Source organism: Mammaliicoccus sp. B-M6, from assembly GCF_022386965.1.
In the GTDB taxonomy this organism is placed as follows: domain Bacteria; phylum Bacillota; class Bacilli; order Staphylococcales; family Staphylococcaceae; genus Mammaliicoccus; species Mammaliicoccus sciuri_A.
The window spans coordinates 25,263-42,313 of record NZ_JAJNHJ010000007.1 but is presented as its reverse complement, the minus strand read 5'-3'; the positions used below and the strand labels follow the sequence as shown (position 1 = coordinate 42,313).

19 protein-coding genes and 1 riboswitch are annotated in these 17,051 nt (G+C 32.6%); of the genes, 17 read left to right on the top strand and 2 right to left on the bottom strand.

Features of this window, described 5'->3' with window-relative positions:
* Positions 1–44: 44 nt before the first annotated feature.
* Positions 45–174: riboswitch (FMN riboswitch) on the top strand.
* 79 nt (positions 175–253) lie between these two features.
* Complete coding sequence (locus LQ693_RS04070; RefSeq protein ID WP_025907065.1) at positions 254–802, top strand: ECF transporter S component; 549 nt, start codon at positions 254–256, stop codon at positions 800–802.
* A gap of 41 nt (positions 803–843) precedes the next feature.
* Here LQ693_RS04070 and LQ693_RS04065 read toward each other — a convergent pair whose 3' ends face one another.
* The gene (locus LQ693_RS04065) at positions 844–1,092 is read right to left on the bottom strand and encodes a ferredoxin (RefSeq protein WP_016913182.1); all 249 of its coding nucleotides are present in this window, start codon (positions 1,090–1,092) and stop codon (positions 844–846) included.
* Positions 1,093–1,196: 104 nt separating this feature from the next.
* Between LQ693_RS04065 and LQ693_RS04060 the strand changes: the two genes are divergently transcribed.
* The 5 genes from LQ693_RS04060 (at position 1,197) to LQ693_RS04040 (ending at position 7,026) form a co-directional block, all read left to right on the top strand.
* Complete coding sequence (locus LQ693_RS04060) at positions 1,197–2,153, top strand: helix-turn-helix domain-containing protein (protein WP_119594326.1); 957 nt, start codon at positions 1,197–1,199, stop codon at positions 2,151–2,153.
* Positions 2,134–3,507 carry a RecQ family ATP-dependent DNA helicase gene (locus tag LQ693_RS04055; protein ID WP_025907072.1) on the top strand — a complete coding sequence of 458 codons (1,374 nt, stop codon included), beginning with the start codon at positions 2,134–2,136 and terminating at the stop codon, positions 3,505–3,507. The genes LQ693_RS04060 and LQ693_RS04055 overlap by 20 nt, the downstream gene beginning before the upstream one ends.
* A gap of 86 nt (positions 3,508–3,593) precedes the next feature.
* On the top strand, positions 3,594–5,075 hold the full coding sequence (locus tag LQ693_RS04050) for a LysM peptidoglycan-binding domain-containing protein (protein WP_239703078.1): 1,482 nt from the start codon (positions 3,594–3,596) through the stop codon (positions 5,073–5,075).
* 24 nt (positions 5,076–5,099) lie between these two features.
* Positions 5,100–5,738 (top strand): CBS domain-containing protein, encoded by a 639-nt coding sequence (locus tag LQ693_RS04045; protein ID WP_103361594.1) that lies wholly within the window; start codon positions 5,100–5,102, stop codon positions 5,736–5,738.
* 301 nt (positions 5,739–6,039) lie between these two features.
* Positions 6,040–7,026 (top strand): YpdA family putative bacillithiol disulfide reductase, encoded by a 987-nt coding sequence (locus LQ693_RS04040; RefSeq protein WP_025907077.1) that lies wholly within the window; start codon positions 6,040–6,042, stop codon positions 7,024–7,026.
* A 45-nt stretch (positions 7,027–7,071) separates the two neighbouring features.
* On the opposite strand, the gene LQ693_RS04035 is transcribed toward LQ693_RS04040, so the two are convergent.
* Positions 7,072–8,040, bottom strand: a complete 969-nt coding sequence (locus LQ693_RS04035; protein ID WP_025907079.1) for an asparaginase — start codon at positions 8,038–8,040, stop codon at positions 7,072–7,074.
* 74 nt (positions 8,041–8,114) lie between these two features.
* Here LQ693_RS04035 and cmk point away from each other — a divergent pair, with 74 nt between their 5' ends.
* The 11 genes from cmk (at position 8,115) to ndk (ending at position 16,658) form a co-directional block, all read left to right on the top strand.
* Positions 8,115–8,768, top strand: coding sequence for a (d)CMP kinase (gene cmk, locus LQ693_RS04030; protein WP_025907081.1), 654 nt, complete (start codon positions 8,115–8,117; stop codon positions 8,766–8,768).
* A gap of 78 nt (positions 8,769–8,846) precedes the next feature.
* Positions 8,847–10,004 (top strand): 30S ribosomal protein S1, encoded by a 1,158-nt coding sequence (gene rpsA / locus LQ693_RS04025; protein ID WP_107565211.1) that lies wholly within the window; start codon positions 8,847–8,849, stop codon positions 10,002–10,004.
* Positions 10,005–10,131: 127 nt separating this feature from the next.
* Positions 10,132–11,442 (top strand): ribosome biogenesis GTPase Der, encoded by a 1,311-nt coding sequence (gene der, locus LQ693_RS04020; RefSeq protein ID WP_025907085.1) that lies wholly within the window; start codon positions 10,132–10,134, stop codon positions 11,440–11,442.
* 19 nt (positions 11,443–11,461) lie between these two features.
* Entirely contained in the window at positions 11,462–12,466 is a 1,005-nt protein-coding gene (locus LQ693_RS04015) for an NAD(P)H-dependent glycerol-3-phosphate dehydrogenase (protein WP_107565212.1), read from the top strand.
* Positions 12,467–12,483: 17 nt separating this feature from the next.
* Positions 12,484–12,690 carry a DUF2768 domain-containing protein gene (locus tag LQ693_RS04010; protein WP_025907089.1) on the top strand — a complete coding sequence of 69 codons (207 nt, stop codon included), beginning with the start codon at positions 12,484–12,486 and terminating at the stop codon, positions 12,688–12,690.
* Entirely contained in the window at positions 12,683–13,408 is a 726-nt protein-coding gene (locus LQ693_RS04005; RefSeq protein ID WP_103361591.1) for a hypothetical protein, read from the top strand. Before LQ693_RS04010 ends, LQ693_RS04005 begins: the two co-directional genes overlap by 8 nt.
* Before the next feature lie 127 nt (positions 13,409–13,535).
* A complete protein-coding gene (locus LQ693_RS04000) occupies positions 13,536–13,808 on the top strand; it encodes an HU family DNA-binding protein (protein WP_016912122.1) in 273 nt (90 codons plus the stop codon).
* Positions 13,809–13,939: 131 nt separating this feature from the next.
* Positions 13,940–14,410 (top strand): hypothetical protein, encoded by a 471-nt coding sequence (locus LQ693_RS03995; RefSeq protein ID WP_025907097.1) that lies wholly within the window; start codon positions 13,940–13,942, stop codon positions 14,408–14,410.
* Positions 14,411–14,450: 40 nt separating this feature from the next.
* Positions 14,451–15,155 (top strand): demethylmenaquinone methyltransferase, encoded by a 705-nt coding sequence (locus tag LQ693_RS03990; RefSeq protein WP_025907099.1) that lies wholly within the window; start codon positions 14,451–14,453, stop codon positions 15,153–15,155.
* A gap of 12 nt (positions 15,156–15,167) precedes the next feature.
* Entirely contained in the window at positions 15,168–16,130 is a 963-nt protein-coding gene (locus tag LQ693_RS03985) for a polyprenyl synthetase family protein (RefSeq protein ID WP_025907101.1), read from the top strand.
* A gap of 75 nt (positions 16,131–16,205) precedes the next feature.
* Positions 16,206–16,658: a nucleoside-diphosphate kinase gene (gene ndk / locus LQ693_RS03980; protein WP_025907103.1), complete on the top strand. Its 453-nt coding sequence runs from the start codon at positions 16,206–16,208 to the stop codon at positions 16,656–16,658.
* Positions 16,659–17,051 lie beyond the last annotated feature (393 nt).

Below are 17,051 nucleotides of genomic sequence, written 5' to 3'. Positions count from 1 at the left end.
CCAATGTGCTAATATATATTTTGTAATTAAAACTAAATAAAAAAATTCATCTTCGGGGTTTGGTGAAATTCCATACCGGCGGTTAAAGCCCGCGACCCAATATATGTATGTATATTGGCTGACTTAGTGAAATTCTAAGGCCGACAGTTAAAGTCTGGATGGGAGAAGATGGAGGAAAAAATCTAGTCTTAACTAGGTTTATTTTGCGATAATTTTTCCTCCTATTCTTACGAGATGAATAGGAGGAGTTTATATGTCTAACGATAACAAAACAAAACGCTTACTCACTGTAAGTATGCTCATCGCAATCAGCTTTATTTTAATGTTTTTGAAATTTCCATTGCCATTTTTACCACCATATTTAACAATGGATTTCAGTGATATTCCTGTGCTTGTCGCAACATTTGCGTTCGGTCCAGTTTCAGGTATATTAGTCGCATTATTTAAAAACGTATTGAATTTCTTAATTGTGTCACACGAACCAATTGGAAATACGGCTAACTTTTTAGCGTCAATATGTCTCGTCATTCCAACTTATTATTTCTATCGCATGAAAAAATCAAAATTATTTATGGGATATGGATTAGCAGTTGGTACAATCTTAATGACAATTCTAATGAGTTTAATGAATTATTTTGTTCTATTACCTTTATACGGACAAATTATGAATCTTGCAGATATCGCAAATAATTTAAAATTAATCGTATCTGCCGGTATTATTCCATTTAATTTAATTAAAGGTATTGTCATTTCCGTCATATACATTTTAATATTTGATAAACTTAAGTCTATTATAAAATAAAGAAAGGCTAGGACCTCACGTCCTAGCCTTTCTCATATATATTATTCGAATTTAAGTGCATCTCCGTCGAATGATTCATCTGCTATTTTAATTGAATCTGTCGGACAACCTTCGAAAGCATCTTCCATATCTTCTAATAATTCTTCTGGGACAGCTTCGATTCCCTTATTGTCGTCTAGTATTACGTAGGCGATTCCCTCATCATCATAATCGTATATGTCAGGGGCAGCTGCTCCACATGCGCCACATGCTATACATGTATCCATATCTACTATTGTGTATTTAGCCAAAATTTTCGCCTCCTTTAAAAAACATGCTACACTTATTATACATACTTATTTTAGTGATAACACTTAGAGATTTCAACATTTTTATGTTATTTGAGGTGACTTATTTGAAACAGATTATACTGAAAACCCTTTCCATGAAGCATGAAAACAAAACTGATAAAAGTATTTATAATATTTTAATAGGTAAAAAGACTCATCAAACATATTTTGATGCAACGATAGAACATTTAAAATTGTATTATGGCTGTTTGCCAAATTTGAAATTTGAACAATTCGAACAAATCATTAACGAATCAGTAGAACATATTAATGAACCAATTATAGGCGACTTTTTCTATAGTCAGGCTATTCAATCTGTTAATACAATCTTATTATTAACTCAGATGATTAGTCAAAAAAAGCATAACCATTTAACGTATCAACCGATCATTAATGATAAAGAGATACAATTTAAAGCTAAAGAAATTTACGTACACATTAAAGAAGTAGGCGAAGATCAATTTATAGAAGAAATATATCAGCTATTTGAAGATATAAATACATACTTTCAAACAATTTATATGCATTATTTATTAGCAGGTTTTCGTGAAACGCCTTATACAATTGAACAAATTTCAATGATTGAAGACATTGGTATACTGGATTTAAGGGAACAGTTAGTAGAAGAATATCAATTTATCCAAGTTGCGATACAAAATAAAGAACGTTATCCAATATTGTCTCAGATTAACTATCAACCATTGTTAAACCAACAAACGTTCACAACATTTGAATTATTAAAGCGCACTTATGATATGGATCAACTTGCAAACATTAAACGTGTTAAGACACATACCATTCATGATCATATTATTGAAATGTTTATTAAAGGTTATTTAAAGGATAAGAATTTATACGTAAGTGATGAACAATACGCTAGATTTGTAGAAGTTATTCAACAAACACCTAATCAAAATTTGAAATTTTATTATGAAGCGTTAAATGATTTTACGTATTTCGAAATCAAACTCATGTATGTTTGCTATGCAATGGAGGGATTAAATGCTACAACAAGAACTTAAAAAGTATTTTGGATATGATTATTTTAGAAGTGGGCAAGAGGAAACCGTCCAAAACATATTAGACGGCTATGATGTGTTGAGTATCCTTTCAACTGGAGCTGGGAAAAGTTTGTGTTACCAATTGCCAGCATATATAACTGGTGGCAGAGTGCTCATTATTTCTCCACTTATTTCTTTAATGGATGATCAAGTCGTTCAGATGAAATTAAATGGCGAGAAGAATGCTGTTGCAATCCATTCTGCTATTGATCCAAATGAACGGTCAGACATATTTAGAAATTTATCGAACTATCAATTTATATTTTGTAGCCCGGAATTCATATATGAAGAACATAATTTTAAACGCTTTAAATCTATTGGTTTTAAATATATTGTCTTAGATGAAGCACATTGTTTAAGTGAATGGGGCTTTGATTTTAGACCGCATTATGCACTGATTTCAAAAGTCACACAATACTTTAATCAAGCACAAGTTATTGCACTATCAGCTACTCTGACAAATAAAATGATGCAAGATATAGAAGTGATTACAAAGCGCCGATTTAAAATACATAAAGAAGGTCTCAATCGTTCAAATATTATGTATCATCATGTTAATTTTGATAGCGAAGAAGAAAAAGATCATTACCTATTAGACACCATAAAAGACTCAGGACCAACCATTATTTATGTGTCATCTAAGAAGAAATGTCATGAATTAGCTGAAACGATTTATAAAGAAGGCTTTTTAACAGGGATTTATCATGGAGATTTAAATTATCAAGAAAGAACAACTGTACAAACTCAGTTTATCAATAACGATATTAAAATCATTGTTGCCACAAGTGCATTTGGTATGGGGATTAATAAACAAGATGTAAGAACCGTTATTCATTATCATTTACCTACGTCACCTTCTAAATATGTTCAAGAAGTGGGACGTGCAGGACGTGATGGCGAACCATCCCAAGCAATTAGTTTATTTACAGCAAGTGATATTCATATTTTAAGCCATTTAGCTAATGAGCATGGAATTGATATAGATATGCTTAATTTATTTGAACAAGGGTATCAACTAAATGAGGAGATATCTAAAAATATCCTATATCTTCTTGAATTATATCCACTTAATCAATTAAAAGAGAAAATTCAAGCTGAGCAGAATCAAAAACAATATGCATTTAGTTTTATGAGAAATTATATTCAAATCGATACATGTAGACGTACGTATTTAATGAACTATTTTAATGAACATGTTACACAAGATAATCATTGTTGTGACAATTGTAAGAATGCAAATTTATTAAAATTACCAAATATAAAAGAAGTCAAATTCAAAACTTCTTATAAAAATAGATTAAATGCAATATTTTAATAGGATTGCTTTACTTGATAAGTTCAACAAGGATATAATAAAGTATAATTCAATATATACAAAAAGATAATGATGAGGTGAGTTTATTGTCTAAAGATAATTTTAAAGACGAATTCGAAAAAAGTCGTCAAAAGATAGAACGACCTGAAGACAAGACACAAGAAGTAGAAAACAACAACGAAGAGGTAAACGATAAAAGTCAGCCAAATCGAAAAGAAACAAACGACAAAAAAGAAGAAAAACAACAAAGTAAACAAGAACAACAATATCCACCAAGAGGCGCATTAAGAAGACAACGTAGAAAAGAAGAAGCTAACAAACAGAAAGCAAAAGAAGAACAACCTAAACAAGAAACACCTAAAGCTTCAGAAACACCAAATAACGAAGATAAGTCGTCTAAAAAGGCTGGAGCAATTGGTGCTGCAGGTGCAGTTGGTGCTGGAGCAGCAGGCGCAAGTGCTGCTAATGCCAATAAAAACACTCAAAATAATAAACCAAAACAAAAAAGATCTTTAACAGACAAACCTGAAACTAAGGATCAGCAACCTAAAGATCAAAATGATTATAAAAAAGCTGCAGGTGCTGCCGCTGCTACTGGTGCAGGCGCTAGTGCCGCAAATAATTCTGCAAATCAGAATAATGCTAAAGATCAAAACAAAAATGAGTCTCAAAAAGACAAGTCAAAAGGTAAAAAAGGTGCAGCAGCATCTGCCGCATCAAATAAAAACAACAAGCAAGAATCTAACAGCAAAGATAACAAAGAAAAGCAATCTAAAAACAAAAAAGGTGCAGCCGCAGCAGCGGGTGCCGGAGCTGTTGGCGCTGGTGCAGCAGGAGCTGTAGGAGGCGGTTCAGCCGGTGGAGGTACACCACCAAGTAATGGTAGTGGTGGACAAAACGGCGATGATGGCAACTCAAATAAATTCAAGAAAGCACTTGTTCCTATAATAGCTGCAATTCTTATACTTGGCGCACTTGCCTTATTCTTAGGTATGTACTTAAATGGTGCAAATAAAGATAACGGTAAAGAAATTGCTGAAAAAACAGAGCAAACAAATAGTGACGCTAAGAAAAAAGCTGATGAACAAGCTGAAAAAGATAGAGCTAAAAAAGAAGACGAAGATAAAGCAAATGACAAAGCTAAAGAATCAAATGAAGACTCTGACAAAAACAGTGATTCAAGCGACTCAAATAATTCTTCTGAAAATAGCTCAGACGAAAGTAATTCAGATTCAGACTCAAATGCAAATAGCAATGAAGATAGCCAAAGCAACCAAGATCAAAACAGTGACGATAGCGTAAATCAATATAGTGATAGCGCAAGTAATGAAGATGTACAAAATGCAGCTGATGATGCAGCTAACAACCAAACAAATCAAAATACACAAAGTAATCAAAACCAAAATCAGTCTCAAGAATCACATACTGTAACTGGTAAAGAAAACTTATACCGTATTGCGATTCAATATTATGGTAGTGGATCACCAGAAAATGTAGAAAAAATTAGACAAGCAAATGGTATTTCTGGCAATGAAATATCTCAAGGTCAGAATTTAGTAATACCATAGACATAAACAAAAGGGGATGGCTTTATGTATTTAACGAACATTATGATACCAAAGGAAAAATGTTATATCGCGAATCCGAAAGATACGATTCACTCAGCACTTGATAAATTAGAACATCATGGTATTGATGGGTTACCAGTTGTTGCTGATGGAAAGTATATTGGCATGATCACAAGATATAGTATTTTTAGACATTACTTCTTCAAAAAAGAAAATGTCTCAAGGGATGAATTTATTGAAAGTACTAAAATTGAAGAAATCTTAACGTTAGATTTACATTCATTAAATGCAAACCATGTAGTAGAAGAATCACTACTTAACTTGCAAGACTTTCCAATATTAGCAGTTGTAAATGACGATAAAGATTTTCTTGGTATCGTAACAAGATATGATGTAATGGAACAATTTAAATCAGCATTCGGTATGAAACAAAAAGGAATCCGTATTGCGATTACTTCTGTAGAAGCTGAAGGCAGAATTAAACGATTATCAAGTATCATTGCGAAATTCAAACTCAACACAATATCATTTGTAACATTTGATGAAACAGATAAAATGTATCGCAGAATGATCATCAAAGTTGAGAAAACAAACAACTTAGAAAAATTCATTAAGTATTTAGGAAAAAATGGATTCAAAGTACTTGATGTATCAGAAGAATAAATTAAGAAAGAACCTGAACACGAAATGTGTTCAGGTTCTTTTCATTTTAAGGGTGTTGAATATGGTGTTGTGGCAGCTGTTTTGAACACTTTCGGCCAAACTTGTTCATAACGTGGTTGTTAGTTACAAAACTACTGAGAATTGTAATTACTGGTCTCCTTATTTGCACTTCTCACCAAAACTGCTAATAACACCTAGCCACGCTACAATCCCAATCTTTTCATATATTCAGTTTCATTTTATTTTACTAATCTCGCATTATTGATATAATGATTGAGGATATTATAAGGAGTGAAAGTACATGCAAGAATATGAAAGCTTAATAATCGGTGGTGGCCCTTGTGGATTGAGTGCAGCAATCGAACAGAAGAGAAAAGGTATTAATGCTGTCGTGATTGAAAAAGGTAATGTTGTAGATGCTATTTATCATTATCCTACTCATCAAACATTCTTTTCTTCTAGTGATAAACTTGGTATTGGTGATGTACCATTTATCGTTGAAGATTTAAAACCTAAAAGAAATCAAGCACTCGTTTATTATAGAGAAGTCGTGAAACATCACCAACTTGATGTAAGAACTTTTGAAGAAGTGTTAGCTGTTAAAAAGGTTGATAATAGATTTTTAGTATCAACAACTAAACAAACGTATAAAGTGAGATTCTTAACAATTGCTACTGGTTACTACGGTCAACCAAACGAATTAGAAGTACAAGGTCAAGAGTTAAGTAAAGTGATGCATTATTTCAAAGAAGCACATCCATATTTTAATCAAGATGTTGTGATTATTGGCGGCAAAAATTCAGCTGTCGATGCAGCAATTGAATTAGAAAAAGCTGGCGCAAATGTAACAGTCTTATACCGTGGATCAGAATACTCTAAAAGTATTAAACCATGGATATTGCCTAACTTTGAATCATTAGCAAAACACGAAAAAATCACGATGCATTTTAACAGTGAAGTAGAACGTATCGATGAAGACACTCTTACATTTAATAAAGAAGGTAAGTCATATACAATTAAAAATGACTTTGTCTTTGCAATGATCGGTTATCACCCTGATTACAAATTCCTAGAATCTTGTGGTGTAGAAACAATTACAAATGAATTTGGAACTGCACCTTCATATAATAGAGATACAATGGAATCAAATGTTGAGAATTTATATATCGCTGGTGTTATAGCTGCTGGTAACGATGCTAACACGATATTTATCGAAAATGGTAAATTCCACGGCGGTACAATTGCACAAGATATTGAAAGAAAAAAGCAAACACCTTTAGAATCATAAAAACAACCATGTTATTGGACAATTAGCCAGTAACATGGTTATTTTTTATGCGAAATATTCAACTAAATCTTCTTTAGATAAATGATTACTTAAACCAACAAGTAGTTTAAGACGTGCTTTTTGTCCATTTAATCCGTTTGATAAAATAATGCCCATTTGTTGAAGTTGGTATCCGCCACCTTCATATGCGTAAATACCGCCTACAATGCCATTGAATGAACGCGAAACCATTACAACTGGAATATCAGCATCGAGCAAGTTCTGAATACCTTGTAATGCAGTAGGTGGCATGTTGCCTTGACCAAGGGCTTCTATAATTAGACCATCATATTGTTTTTCTACAAAGAAATCTAATAAATCACTTGATAGGTCCATGTGAGCTTTTACAATACCTATTTTGATATTTGGATTGATGTTTGGATATTTTTTATATGGAAAAGGTTGATGATGGAATATAACATGCGTCTTTGTAACACTGCCAATTGGTCCATAGTTTGGACTTTGGAAAGTACTCGTGTTTGACGTATGTGTTTTTGTTACATTTTTAGCTGTATGAATTTCATCATTGAATACAACCATTACCCCTTTATTTTGCGCATCATCTGTTGATGCTACTTTTAAAGCTGAAACATAATTGTATAAGCCATCCGAACCTATTTCATTTGAAGATCTCATGGCACCTGTTAAAATAATAGGTAACTTCGTATCTATTGTTAAATCTAATAAATACGCCGTTTCTTCTAAAGTATCTGTTCCATGAGTAATCACAAACGCATCATATTCATCTTTATCAATTGATTCTGTAATAATATCTTTCAATTGATTAATATATTGATTATTCATATGTGGGGAAGGTACTTGGAATGGATTTATTTCTGTAATATCACCTAGAGATTGTATAAATGCTTGATGTCTATGCATCGGATGTTCAGCATTTGTTTCTACTTTACCTGTATCTTTATCTTCAGACATACTAATTGTTCCACCAGTATGTATAACTAATATTCTCTTCATTTCTTTCCTCCTATTCATATGATTATAATTTATGATAAAATATATAAGATTAAAGAACAAGAGAGGGTATACAAATGAAAAAAATAAATATAGCAATAGATGGTCCAGCAGCAGCTGGTAAAAGTACAATCGCTAAACTTGTAGCGCAACATTTTAATATGATTTATGTGGATACAGGCGCTATGTATAGAGCGATTACACTTTATTATATTGAGCAAGGCTCAGAAGACTTTGACCATCTTGTTAAAGAAATTGACTTAAAAATCGTATTAGATAACGGGCAACGTGTTATTTTAAACGGTAAAGATGTTTCAGAAAGAATCAGAGAAAATGATGTAACCGAAAAAGTTTCATATGTGGCCTCTAAAGAACCTGTTAGAACATTTTTAGTAGAAGAACAACAAAGATTAGCAGATGAGAAAAATGTCGTAATGGATGGTAGAGATGTCGGTACAACAGTGTTACCGGATGCAGAATTAAAAGTATACATGATAGCATCAGTTGAAGAACGTGCTATTAGAAGATTTAAAGATAATGAATTACGTGGCATCGAATCTGATATCGAATCATTAAAGATTGATATTGAACGTCGTGACCAATATGATATGAATCGTGAAATCTCACCTTTAGTGAAAGCAGAAGATGCTATTAGTATCGATACGACTGGATTGTCAATTGAAGAAGTGACAAATAAGATAGTCGAACTTGCAAAAAGTAAAATGGTCTAAATAGTTCGAATTTCTTGACAATTTAGCCGCTTTATAAGAAGTTATTATTATGATATTTATTTAAAGGAGGCAATTTTGATGACGGAAGAATTCAACGAATCCATGATAAATGAAGTGCAAGAAGGTGACAAAGTTAAGGGTACTGTACAACAAGTAGAAGATAAACACGTAGTTGTGCATATAGTGGGTGGTAAATTTGATGGCATCATTCCAATTAGCCAACTGTCAACTCAACACATCGAAACAGCTAACGAAGTCGTCAATATTGGTGATGAAATCGAAGCATTCGTAACTAAAATCGAACAAAATGATGAAAGCGGACATTATATATTATCGAAACGTAAATTAGATGAAAATCTTTCATACGAAAAGTTACAAAAGATTTTAGAAGATGACGCAACAATCGAAGCTGAAGTAACTGAAGTAGTGAAAGGCGGTTTAGTTGTTGATGCTGGTATTAGAGGCTTTATTCCAGCTTCATTAATCTCTGTAAACTATATTGATGATTTCTCTGACTACTTAGGTAAAGTATTAACACTTAAAGTTGAAGAATTAGATCAAACAAATAACAGAGTCATTTTAAGTCACAAGAAAGTTGAACAAGAAGCATTAAGTTCTAAAAAAGAAGACTTACTCAATAATATTTCACAAGGTGATGTATTAGAAGGTACTGTCGCTAGAATTGCGAACTTTGGTGCATTCATTGACTTAGGTGGCGTAGATGGACTTGTACATGTATCTGAGTTATCTCATGATCATGTTAAATCACCTGACGAAGTTGTAAAAGTTGGCGATACGGTTAAAGTTAAAGTACGTGCTGTTGATAGAGAAGCAGAAAGAATTTCTTTATCAATTAAAGATACGTTACCAAGCCCATTTGAACAAATCGAGTCACAATTCACTGTTGGTGATATCGTACCAGGTAAAGTCGTGCGTTTAGCTCAATTCGGAGCATTTGTAGAAATCGCACCTGGCTTACAAGGTTTAGTTCATATTTCTCAAATCAGCCACGAACACATCGGTAATCCTGAAGAAGTATTAGAAAAAGGACAAGATGTACAAGTGAAAATTCTTGCTGTCGATAAAGATGAAGAAAGAATTTCTTTATCTATTAAAGATACAATTGAACAAGAAACTGATTTTGATGAATCATATTTAAACCAACAAGATACAGATGATGACAATCCTACTTTAGGAGATGTCTTCGGAGATAAATTAAAAGATTTTAAATTATAATATGTGTATATATAAGAGACTGGAACATAATGAAATGTTTCAGTCTTTTTTAGTTTTTTAATTCGATAGGCTAAATAGTCATCATATGTTAAAATAGAAAGGATTATGAAAGAGAGGAAGTAGGTTTATGACGAAACCCATTATAGCAATTGTAGGTAAACCAAATGTAGGGAAATCTACAATTTTTAATAGAATTATAGGCGAGAGGGTATCTATCGTTGAAGATACACCTGGTATAACAAGAGATAGAATATATTCAAGTGGAGAATGGTTAACACATGACTTCAACTTAATAGATACAGGCGGAATAGATTTAGGTGATGAACCTTTCCAACAACAAATAAGAGCACAAGCAGAAGTTGCAATTGATGAAGCGGATGTTATCATCTTTATGGTTAATGGACGTGAAGGTGTAACACAAGCTGATGAAATGGTCGCTAAAATATTATACAAATCAAATAAACCTGTCGTATTAGCAGTTAATAAAATTGATAATCCAGAAATGCGTAGTGAAATTTATGACTTTTATTCATTAGGATTTGGTGAGCCATTCCCAATCTCAGGTTCACATGGTCTAGGTTTAGGTGACTTATTAGATGAAGCGGCTAAACATTTCCCTGAAGATGACGAACCAGATTATGATGATGAAACAATTAGACTATCACTGATTGGTAGACCAAACGTGGGTAAATCAAGTTTAATCAACGCCATTCTTGGAGAAGAACGTGTTATCGTTTCACCAATTGCTGGTACAACAAGAGATGCGATTGATACAATATACACATATGATGATCAAGAATATGTATTAATTGATACTGCAGGTATGAGAAAGAAAGGTAAAGTATACGAAAGTACTGAAAAATATTCAGTATTACGTGCTTTAAAAGCCATCGAACGTTCTAATGTCGTACTTGTTGTGATTGATGCTGAAGAAGGCATTATTGAACAAGACAAAAAAGTTGCTGGATATGCGCATGAAGCCGGTAAAGCAATTGTTATTGTTGTTAACAAGTGGGATACCGTTGAAAAAGATTCGAAAACAATGAAGAAGTTTGAAGAAAAAGTTAGAGATAACTTCCAATTCTTAGACTATGCGCCAATTGCGTTCGTATCAGCATTAGAAAAATCACGCTTAAAAACATTATTCCCATTAATTACGATGGCAGATGAAAACCACCGTAAACGTGTACAAAGTTCTACACTTAATGAAGTTATTACAGATGCTGTAGCGATGAATCCAACGCCTACTGATAATGGTAGAAGATTAAACATTTTCTATGCAACACAAGTAGCGATTCAACCGCCAACATTCGTAATATTTGTTAATGATGTTGAATTAATGCATTTCTCTTACAAACGTTTCTTAGAAAATCGTATAAGAGATGCGTTCGGTTATGAAGGTACACCAGTTCATTTAATCTCAAGAAAAAGAAACTAATATTAAAGGATTGATAACTATGACAAATATAACTGTATTTGGTACAGGTAGTTGGGGAACTGCTTTAGCAAACGTATTAGCAGACAACCAACATAATGTATTAATGTGGGGTAAAACTGAAACAACTATTAACGAAATCAACAAAGAACATAAGAATACAAAATATTTAAAAGAAAATATTTTAAATGAAAATATTAAAGCAACAACTGATTTAAAGGATGCTGTTCATCATGCGTCTATCTTTATTATTGCTGTTCCGACAAAAGCCATTCGCGAAGTATGTGAAAATATTAATGAAATCGCTTATGGTAAAAAAGTATTCATCCATGTGTCTAAAGGTATCGAACCTGGCACTTTCAAACGTATTTCTGAAATGATTGATGAATCAATCGATAGCAAAATCAATGGCGGTATCGCTGTATTATCAGGACCAAGTCATGCAGAAGAAGTTGCGATAAAACATCCAACAACAGTTTCAGTATCATCTGAAAACGAAGAAGTTGCTCGTTTAGCTCAAGATTTATTTATGACGGATTATTTCCGTGTATATACGAACAATGATCTTGTCGGTATTGAAATAGGTGGCGCGTTAAAAAATATCATTGCACTTGCTGCAGGTATTACTGACGGAATTGGATATGGTGACAATGCGAAAGCAGCACTTATGACGAGAGGTTTAGCTGAAATTACACGTTTAGGTGTTAAAATGGGTGCTGATCCTATGACATTCCTAGGTCTTGGTGGTATCGGTGACTTAATCGTTACTTGTACATCTGTACATTCACGAAACTGGAAATGCGGAAATATGCTTGGTAAAGGGGCTACATTAGACGAAGCATTAGAAGAAATGAATATGGTCGTTGAAGGCGTAAGAACAACAGAAGCTGCTTACAACTTAGCAAAAGAATATGATGTTGAAATGCCAATAACTTCAGGTTTGTATAAAGTGTTATTCGAAGATTATCCAGTTTCTGAAGGTGTTAAAGATCTTATGGAACGTGACAAAAAGTCAGAGAATATTTAAGCAAGAGGGGTATTTAAATGTTTGATATATCAAGAATGGATTTAATGTGGGTGTCATTTTATTCTATTGGTTTTATGATTTTGGCAATTATACTCGTATATTTATCAAGATTTAAATTAAAAAATAAAATCATCAGTAGTATAACAATGTTTTTAGCAGTCATTTCTCTTATTATTGCTGGTATCTTTATGATTGTTGTATTAGGTGGATCGAGCCATGCATAATTACAAAAAAATATCGATCTTATTAATATTGAGTACTTTAATTTTGTCAGCATGCGCTTTTCCTAATAAAGAGAAAACAGAAAACCAAGTGCCAGCGAAAGACCAATTAAGTATGGTTCAAACAGCGGTAGATGAATACAAAAAGGCAAGTGGTGGATTATTACCTATCAAAGATAGAGATGATAGTTATTCATTATACTTAAAACACCCAGTTGACTTTAATAAATTAAAACCAAAGTTCTTATCACAATTACCAGGTAATTCATTTGAGAACGGCGGTATTTATCAATATGTAATCATGGATGTCGACAAAGACCCTAAAGTGCATTTAATCGATTTAAGAACGTCAGAAGTCTTAAAAGATATTCGAATTCGAATAGATGCATCAGGTAAACCATTACAATTAGGTAAAAAAGTTGCACCTAATGTATATGAAATTGAATACAAAAAATATGGTTTCAAGAAACAACCAACTGTACCAAGTCCATATAGTAATGAGCGATTACCTGTTTATATGAACGGCGGAAATGATTTTGTTATTGATTATAGATTAGATTTAGCAAAAGCAATTAAAAAAGAAAAATCACTTCCTAAACCAGGTGAAGATATTCGATATTTATTATACAAAGATTCGCCGATATTACCGGCTTATTCGCCTGAATTTACAATAAATAGTAAAAATGAGCCTGTTTTTAAATCAAAAGTGAAAAAATATTAATAAAAATATAGAAATTATGCATTTATAGCTTGTAAATCGTTGCAGTGGCACAGGTTGTTGTGTTAAAGTCTTATCATAATGGTATTTATACATATCATTAGATAACCTTTTGGGAGGTGAAATTGAAATGAACAAAACAGAATTAATCAACTCAGTAAGTGAAAAAGCTAATTTAACTAAAAAAGAAGCTGGTCTTGCTGTAGATGCAGTGTTCGAATCAATTCAAAAATCTTTATCTGACGGTGAAAAAGTACAATTAATTGGTTTCGGTAACTTTGAAGTACGCGAAAGAGCTGCTCGTAAAGGACGTAACCCACAAACTGGTAAAGAAATTGATATCCCTGCAAGCAAAGTTCCAGCTTTTAAAGCAGGTAAAGCATTAAAAGATGCAGTTAAATAATTGATTGTATCAAAGCCCTTTTTAAGGGCTTTTTTTATTTGTCTTATTTCTTTATATGAAATGAATATATGCATTTTCAATTCATTTAACTTAGTGTTAAGATATATAGGTGATATTGTTGAGGTGATAAGATGGATAAAATTGAAAAAATTTATAAAAAAGATATTTCTAATTTGTTAAAAGGTGTAGAGAATAGTAATGTACCTGTAGTTAATCCAATCATAGCTGACGTACTAGATGAAATGAACATCGATACTAATGCTAAGTTAGCTACATTATCTATTGATGCCTCAATGCGCTTTTTAAATAGAATAGGCGAGCCAAATGTTTCTAATCAAGATATCTTAATAGGTGATCTTGTTAGTGCATATTTTTATAAATGTGCTACATTAAATAAAGACCTCGTATTTTTAGATATTATGACTCAAGCAATTAGTAAACAAAATGAATTAAAACAAACGTTGGCTCATGATAAAATAAATCAAGATACAGCTATTATAAAAGAAATAGAATCAATCTTTATTACAACAGTGATTGATTACTACAAAATTAATATGGATAAAGAAACTTTGAAAGATCAAATTTATGCATATTATTATTAATGAATAACTACATTTTTAAACTTAAAGGAATGAATAACTAGTGGATAATAAATCGAAATCAGAACACGTACATGAAGTTTTCCAAAATATATCAGGTAAATATGATACATTAAATAATATCATCAGCTTCGAGCAACATAAAAGATGGCGTAAATATACAATGAAACAAATGGATGTTAAACCAGGTTCAAAAGCTTTAGATGTTTGCTGCGGAACTGCAGATTGGACAATTCAATTAAGTCACGCTGTGGGACCATATGGTGAAGTAGTTGGTATCGACTTTAGTGAGAATATGTTAGAAGTCGGTAAGAAAAAAACAGATAACATGGCAAATATACATTTAATTCATGGTGATGCTATGAACTTACCATTCGAAGATAATGAATTTGATTATGTAACAATCGGATTCGGCTTACGAAACGTACCCGATTATAAACATGTCTTAAGCGAACTTAAAAGAGTCGTTAAACCAGGCGGCATGGTTGTATGTCTAGAAACAAGTCAGCCAACAATGCCAGTATTCAAACAATTATATAGATTTTATTTCAAAAATATCATGCCACTATTCGGTAAAATTTTTGCGAAATCTTTAAAAGAATACAACTGGTTACAAGAATCTGCTGGAAACTTCCCTGGCAAAAAAGAATTAGCAGAAATGTTTGCTGATGTAGGATACGAAAGAATTAAAGTGAAAAGCTTCACTGGCGGCGTTTCAGCAATGCATTTAGCTTACAAACCTAAATAACAAGGTGATTACATGTATGACAAAACTAAAATTCATATAAATAAAGAAGTAAAAGAAATAGAAAAACAATTGAATAGTTATATAAATAGTGACCAAAACACTATAAACGAAGCTTGCCAATATTTATTAACTTCTGGTGGTAAACGTATACGACCATTATTCACTTTAATTGCAAGTCAATTTGGCGAGCATTATTCAAGAGATGTAATCACTGTAGCAACTACATTAGAACTTATACATATGGCCAGTTTAGTTCATGATGATGTCATTGATAAAAGTGACAAAAGAAGAGGTAAACCAACTATAGCAAAGAAGTGGGATGTGCAAACTGCAGTTATTACGGGTAACTATTTATTATCTCAATCTTTAAATGCAGTTAGCCAAATAGAACATCCAAAGCTTCATGAACAATTAGCAAATGGTATTATCGAAGTATGTCGTGGAGAACTATTCCAATTCGAAGATCAATTCGTATCAAATCAATCGATAACAAATTATCTACGTAGAATTAAACGTAAGACCGCATTGCTTATTTCACTATCTACAGAATTAGGTGCGTACGCGGCACGTGCAGATGATGAAACTGTGAAGAAGTTAACTAAAATTGGATATTACATTGGTATGAGTTATCAAATAGTAGATGACATTTTAGATTTCACAAGTACTGAAAAGAAACTCGGTAAACCAGTTGGATCTGATTTAAGAAACGGACATTTAACTTTACCAGTCTTATTAAGAATGAAAAATTCTAAAGATTTTAAAGCAAGCATCAATGAACTACAACCAGATAGTCCTTCAGAAGTATTTGACGGATTAGTTCAAGAAATTATTACATCACCAGAATTACAAAAATCTAAAGAAGTAAGCAATCATTATTTACAAAAAGCAGAAAATTTAATTGATACATTAAATAATGAATCAGGTAAAAAAATGCTCTTGGAAATAATTGTGAAAATAAGAGATAGAAACCACTAGAAAGCGCTTGCAAGTATGCGTAGTCAATGATAAACTTATCTTGGATTTACATAAAACAAAGGTAGGGATTACGCAATGGAAAGAACTTTTTTAATGATTAAACCTGATGCAGTACAAAGAAACTTAATCGGTGAAGTTGTTTCACGATTAGAAAGAAAAGGCTTAAAATTAGTTGCAGCTAAATTATTCCAAGCTAATGAAGAATTAGCTAAAGAACATTATGCTGAACATGTTGAGAAACCTTTCTTCAACGATTTAGTAAGCTTTATTACATCAGGACCAGTATTTGCAATGGTAGTAGAAGGTAAGAATGTAGTAGAAGTAACAAGAACACTTGTTGGTGAAACAAACCCTACTAAAGCAGCGCCAGGTACGATAAGAGGGGATTATGGTATCGATTTAGGCAGAAACATTATTCATGGATCAGATTCAAACGAATCAGCAGAACGTGAAATTGGTCTCTGGTTTGATCAATCAGAACTAAATGATTATAAATTAAACAATGAAAATTGGGTTTACGAAAAATAAATACAATAGAGAAGTAGTTCAACGATAATTTGTTGAACTACTTTTTTGTTAAGAGGCGGAAGTGGGTATTTTCGGGGGGTTACACGAGTATTCGGGGGTATTCTCAGGTCGTTACGAACACTTTCGCCCAAACTTGTTCGTAACGAGGGTCTTGTGAACACTTCTGGTCAAACTTGTTCATAACGGGGGGCTTGTAAACACTTCTGGCCAAACTTGTTCGTAATGAGGGCGTTAATTACAAAACTCGGCTGAAGTGTTACTATGGACCGCCTTAGTTACAAAACTCGGCCGAAGTGTTACTATGGACTGCCTTAATTACAAAAGTCAGCGAAATTGTTACTATGGATAGCTTTAGTTACAATACTACCGAGAATTGTAATTACTGGTCTCCTT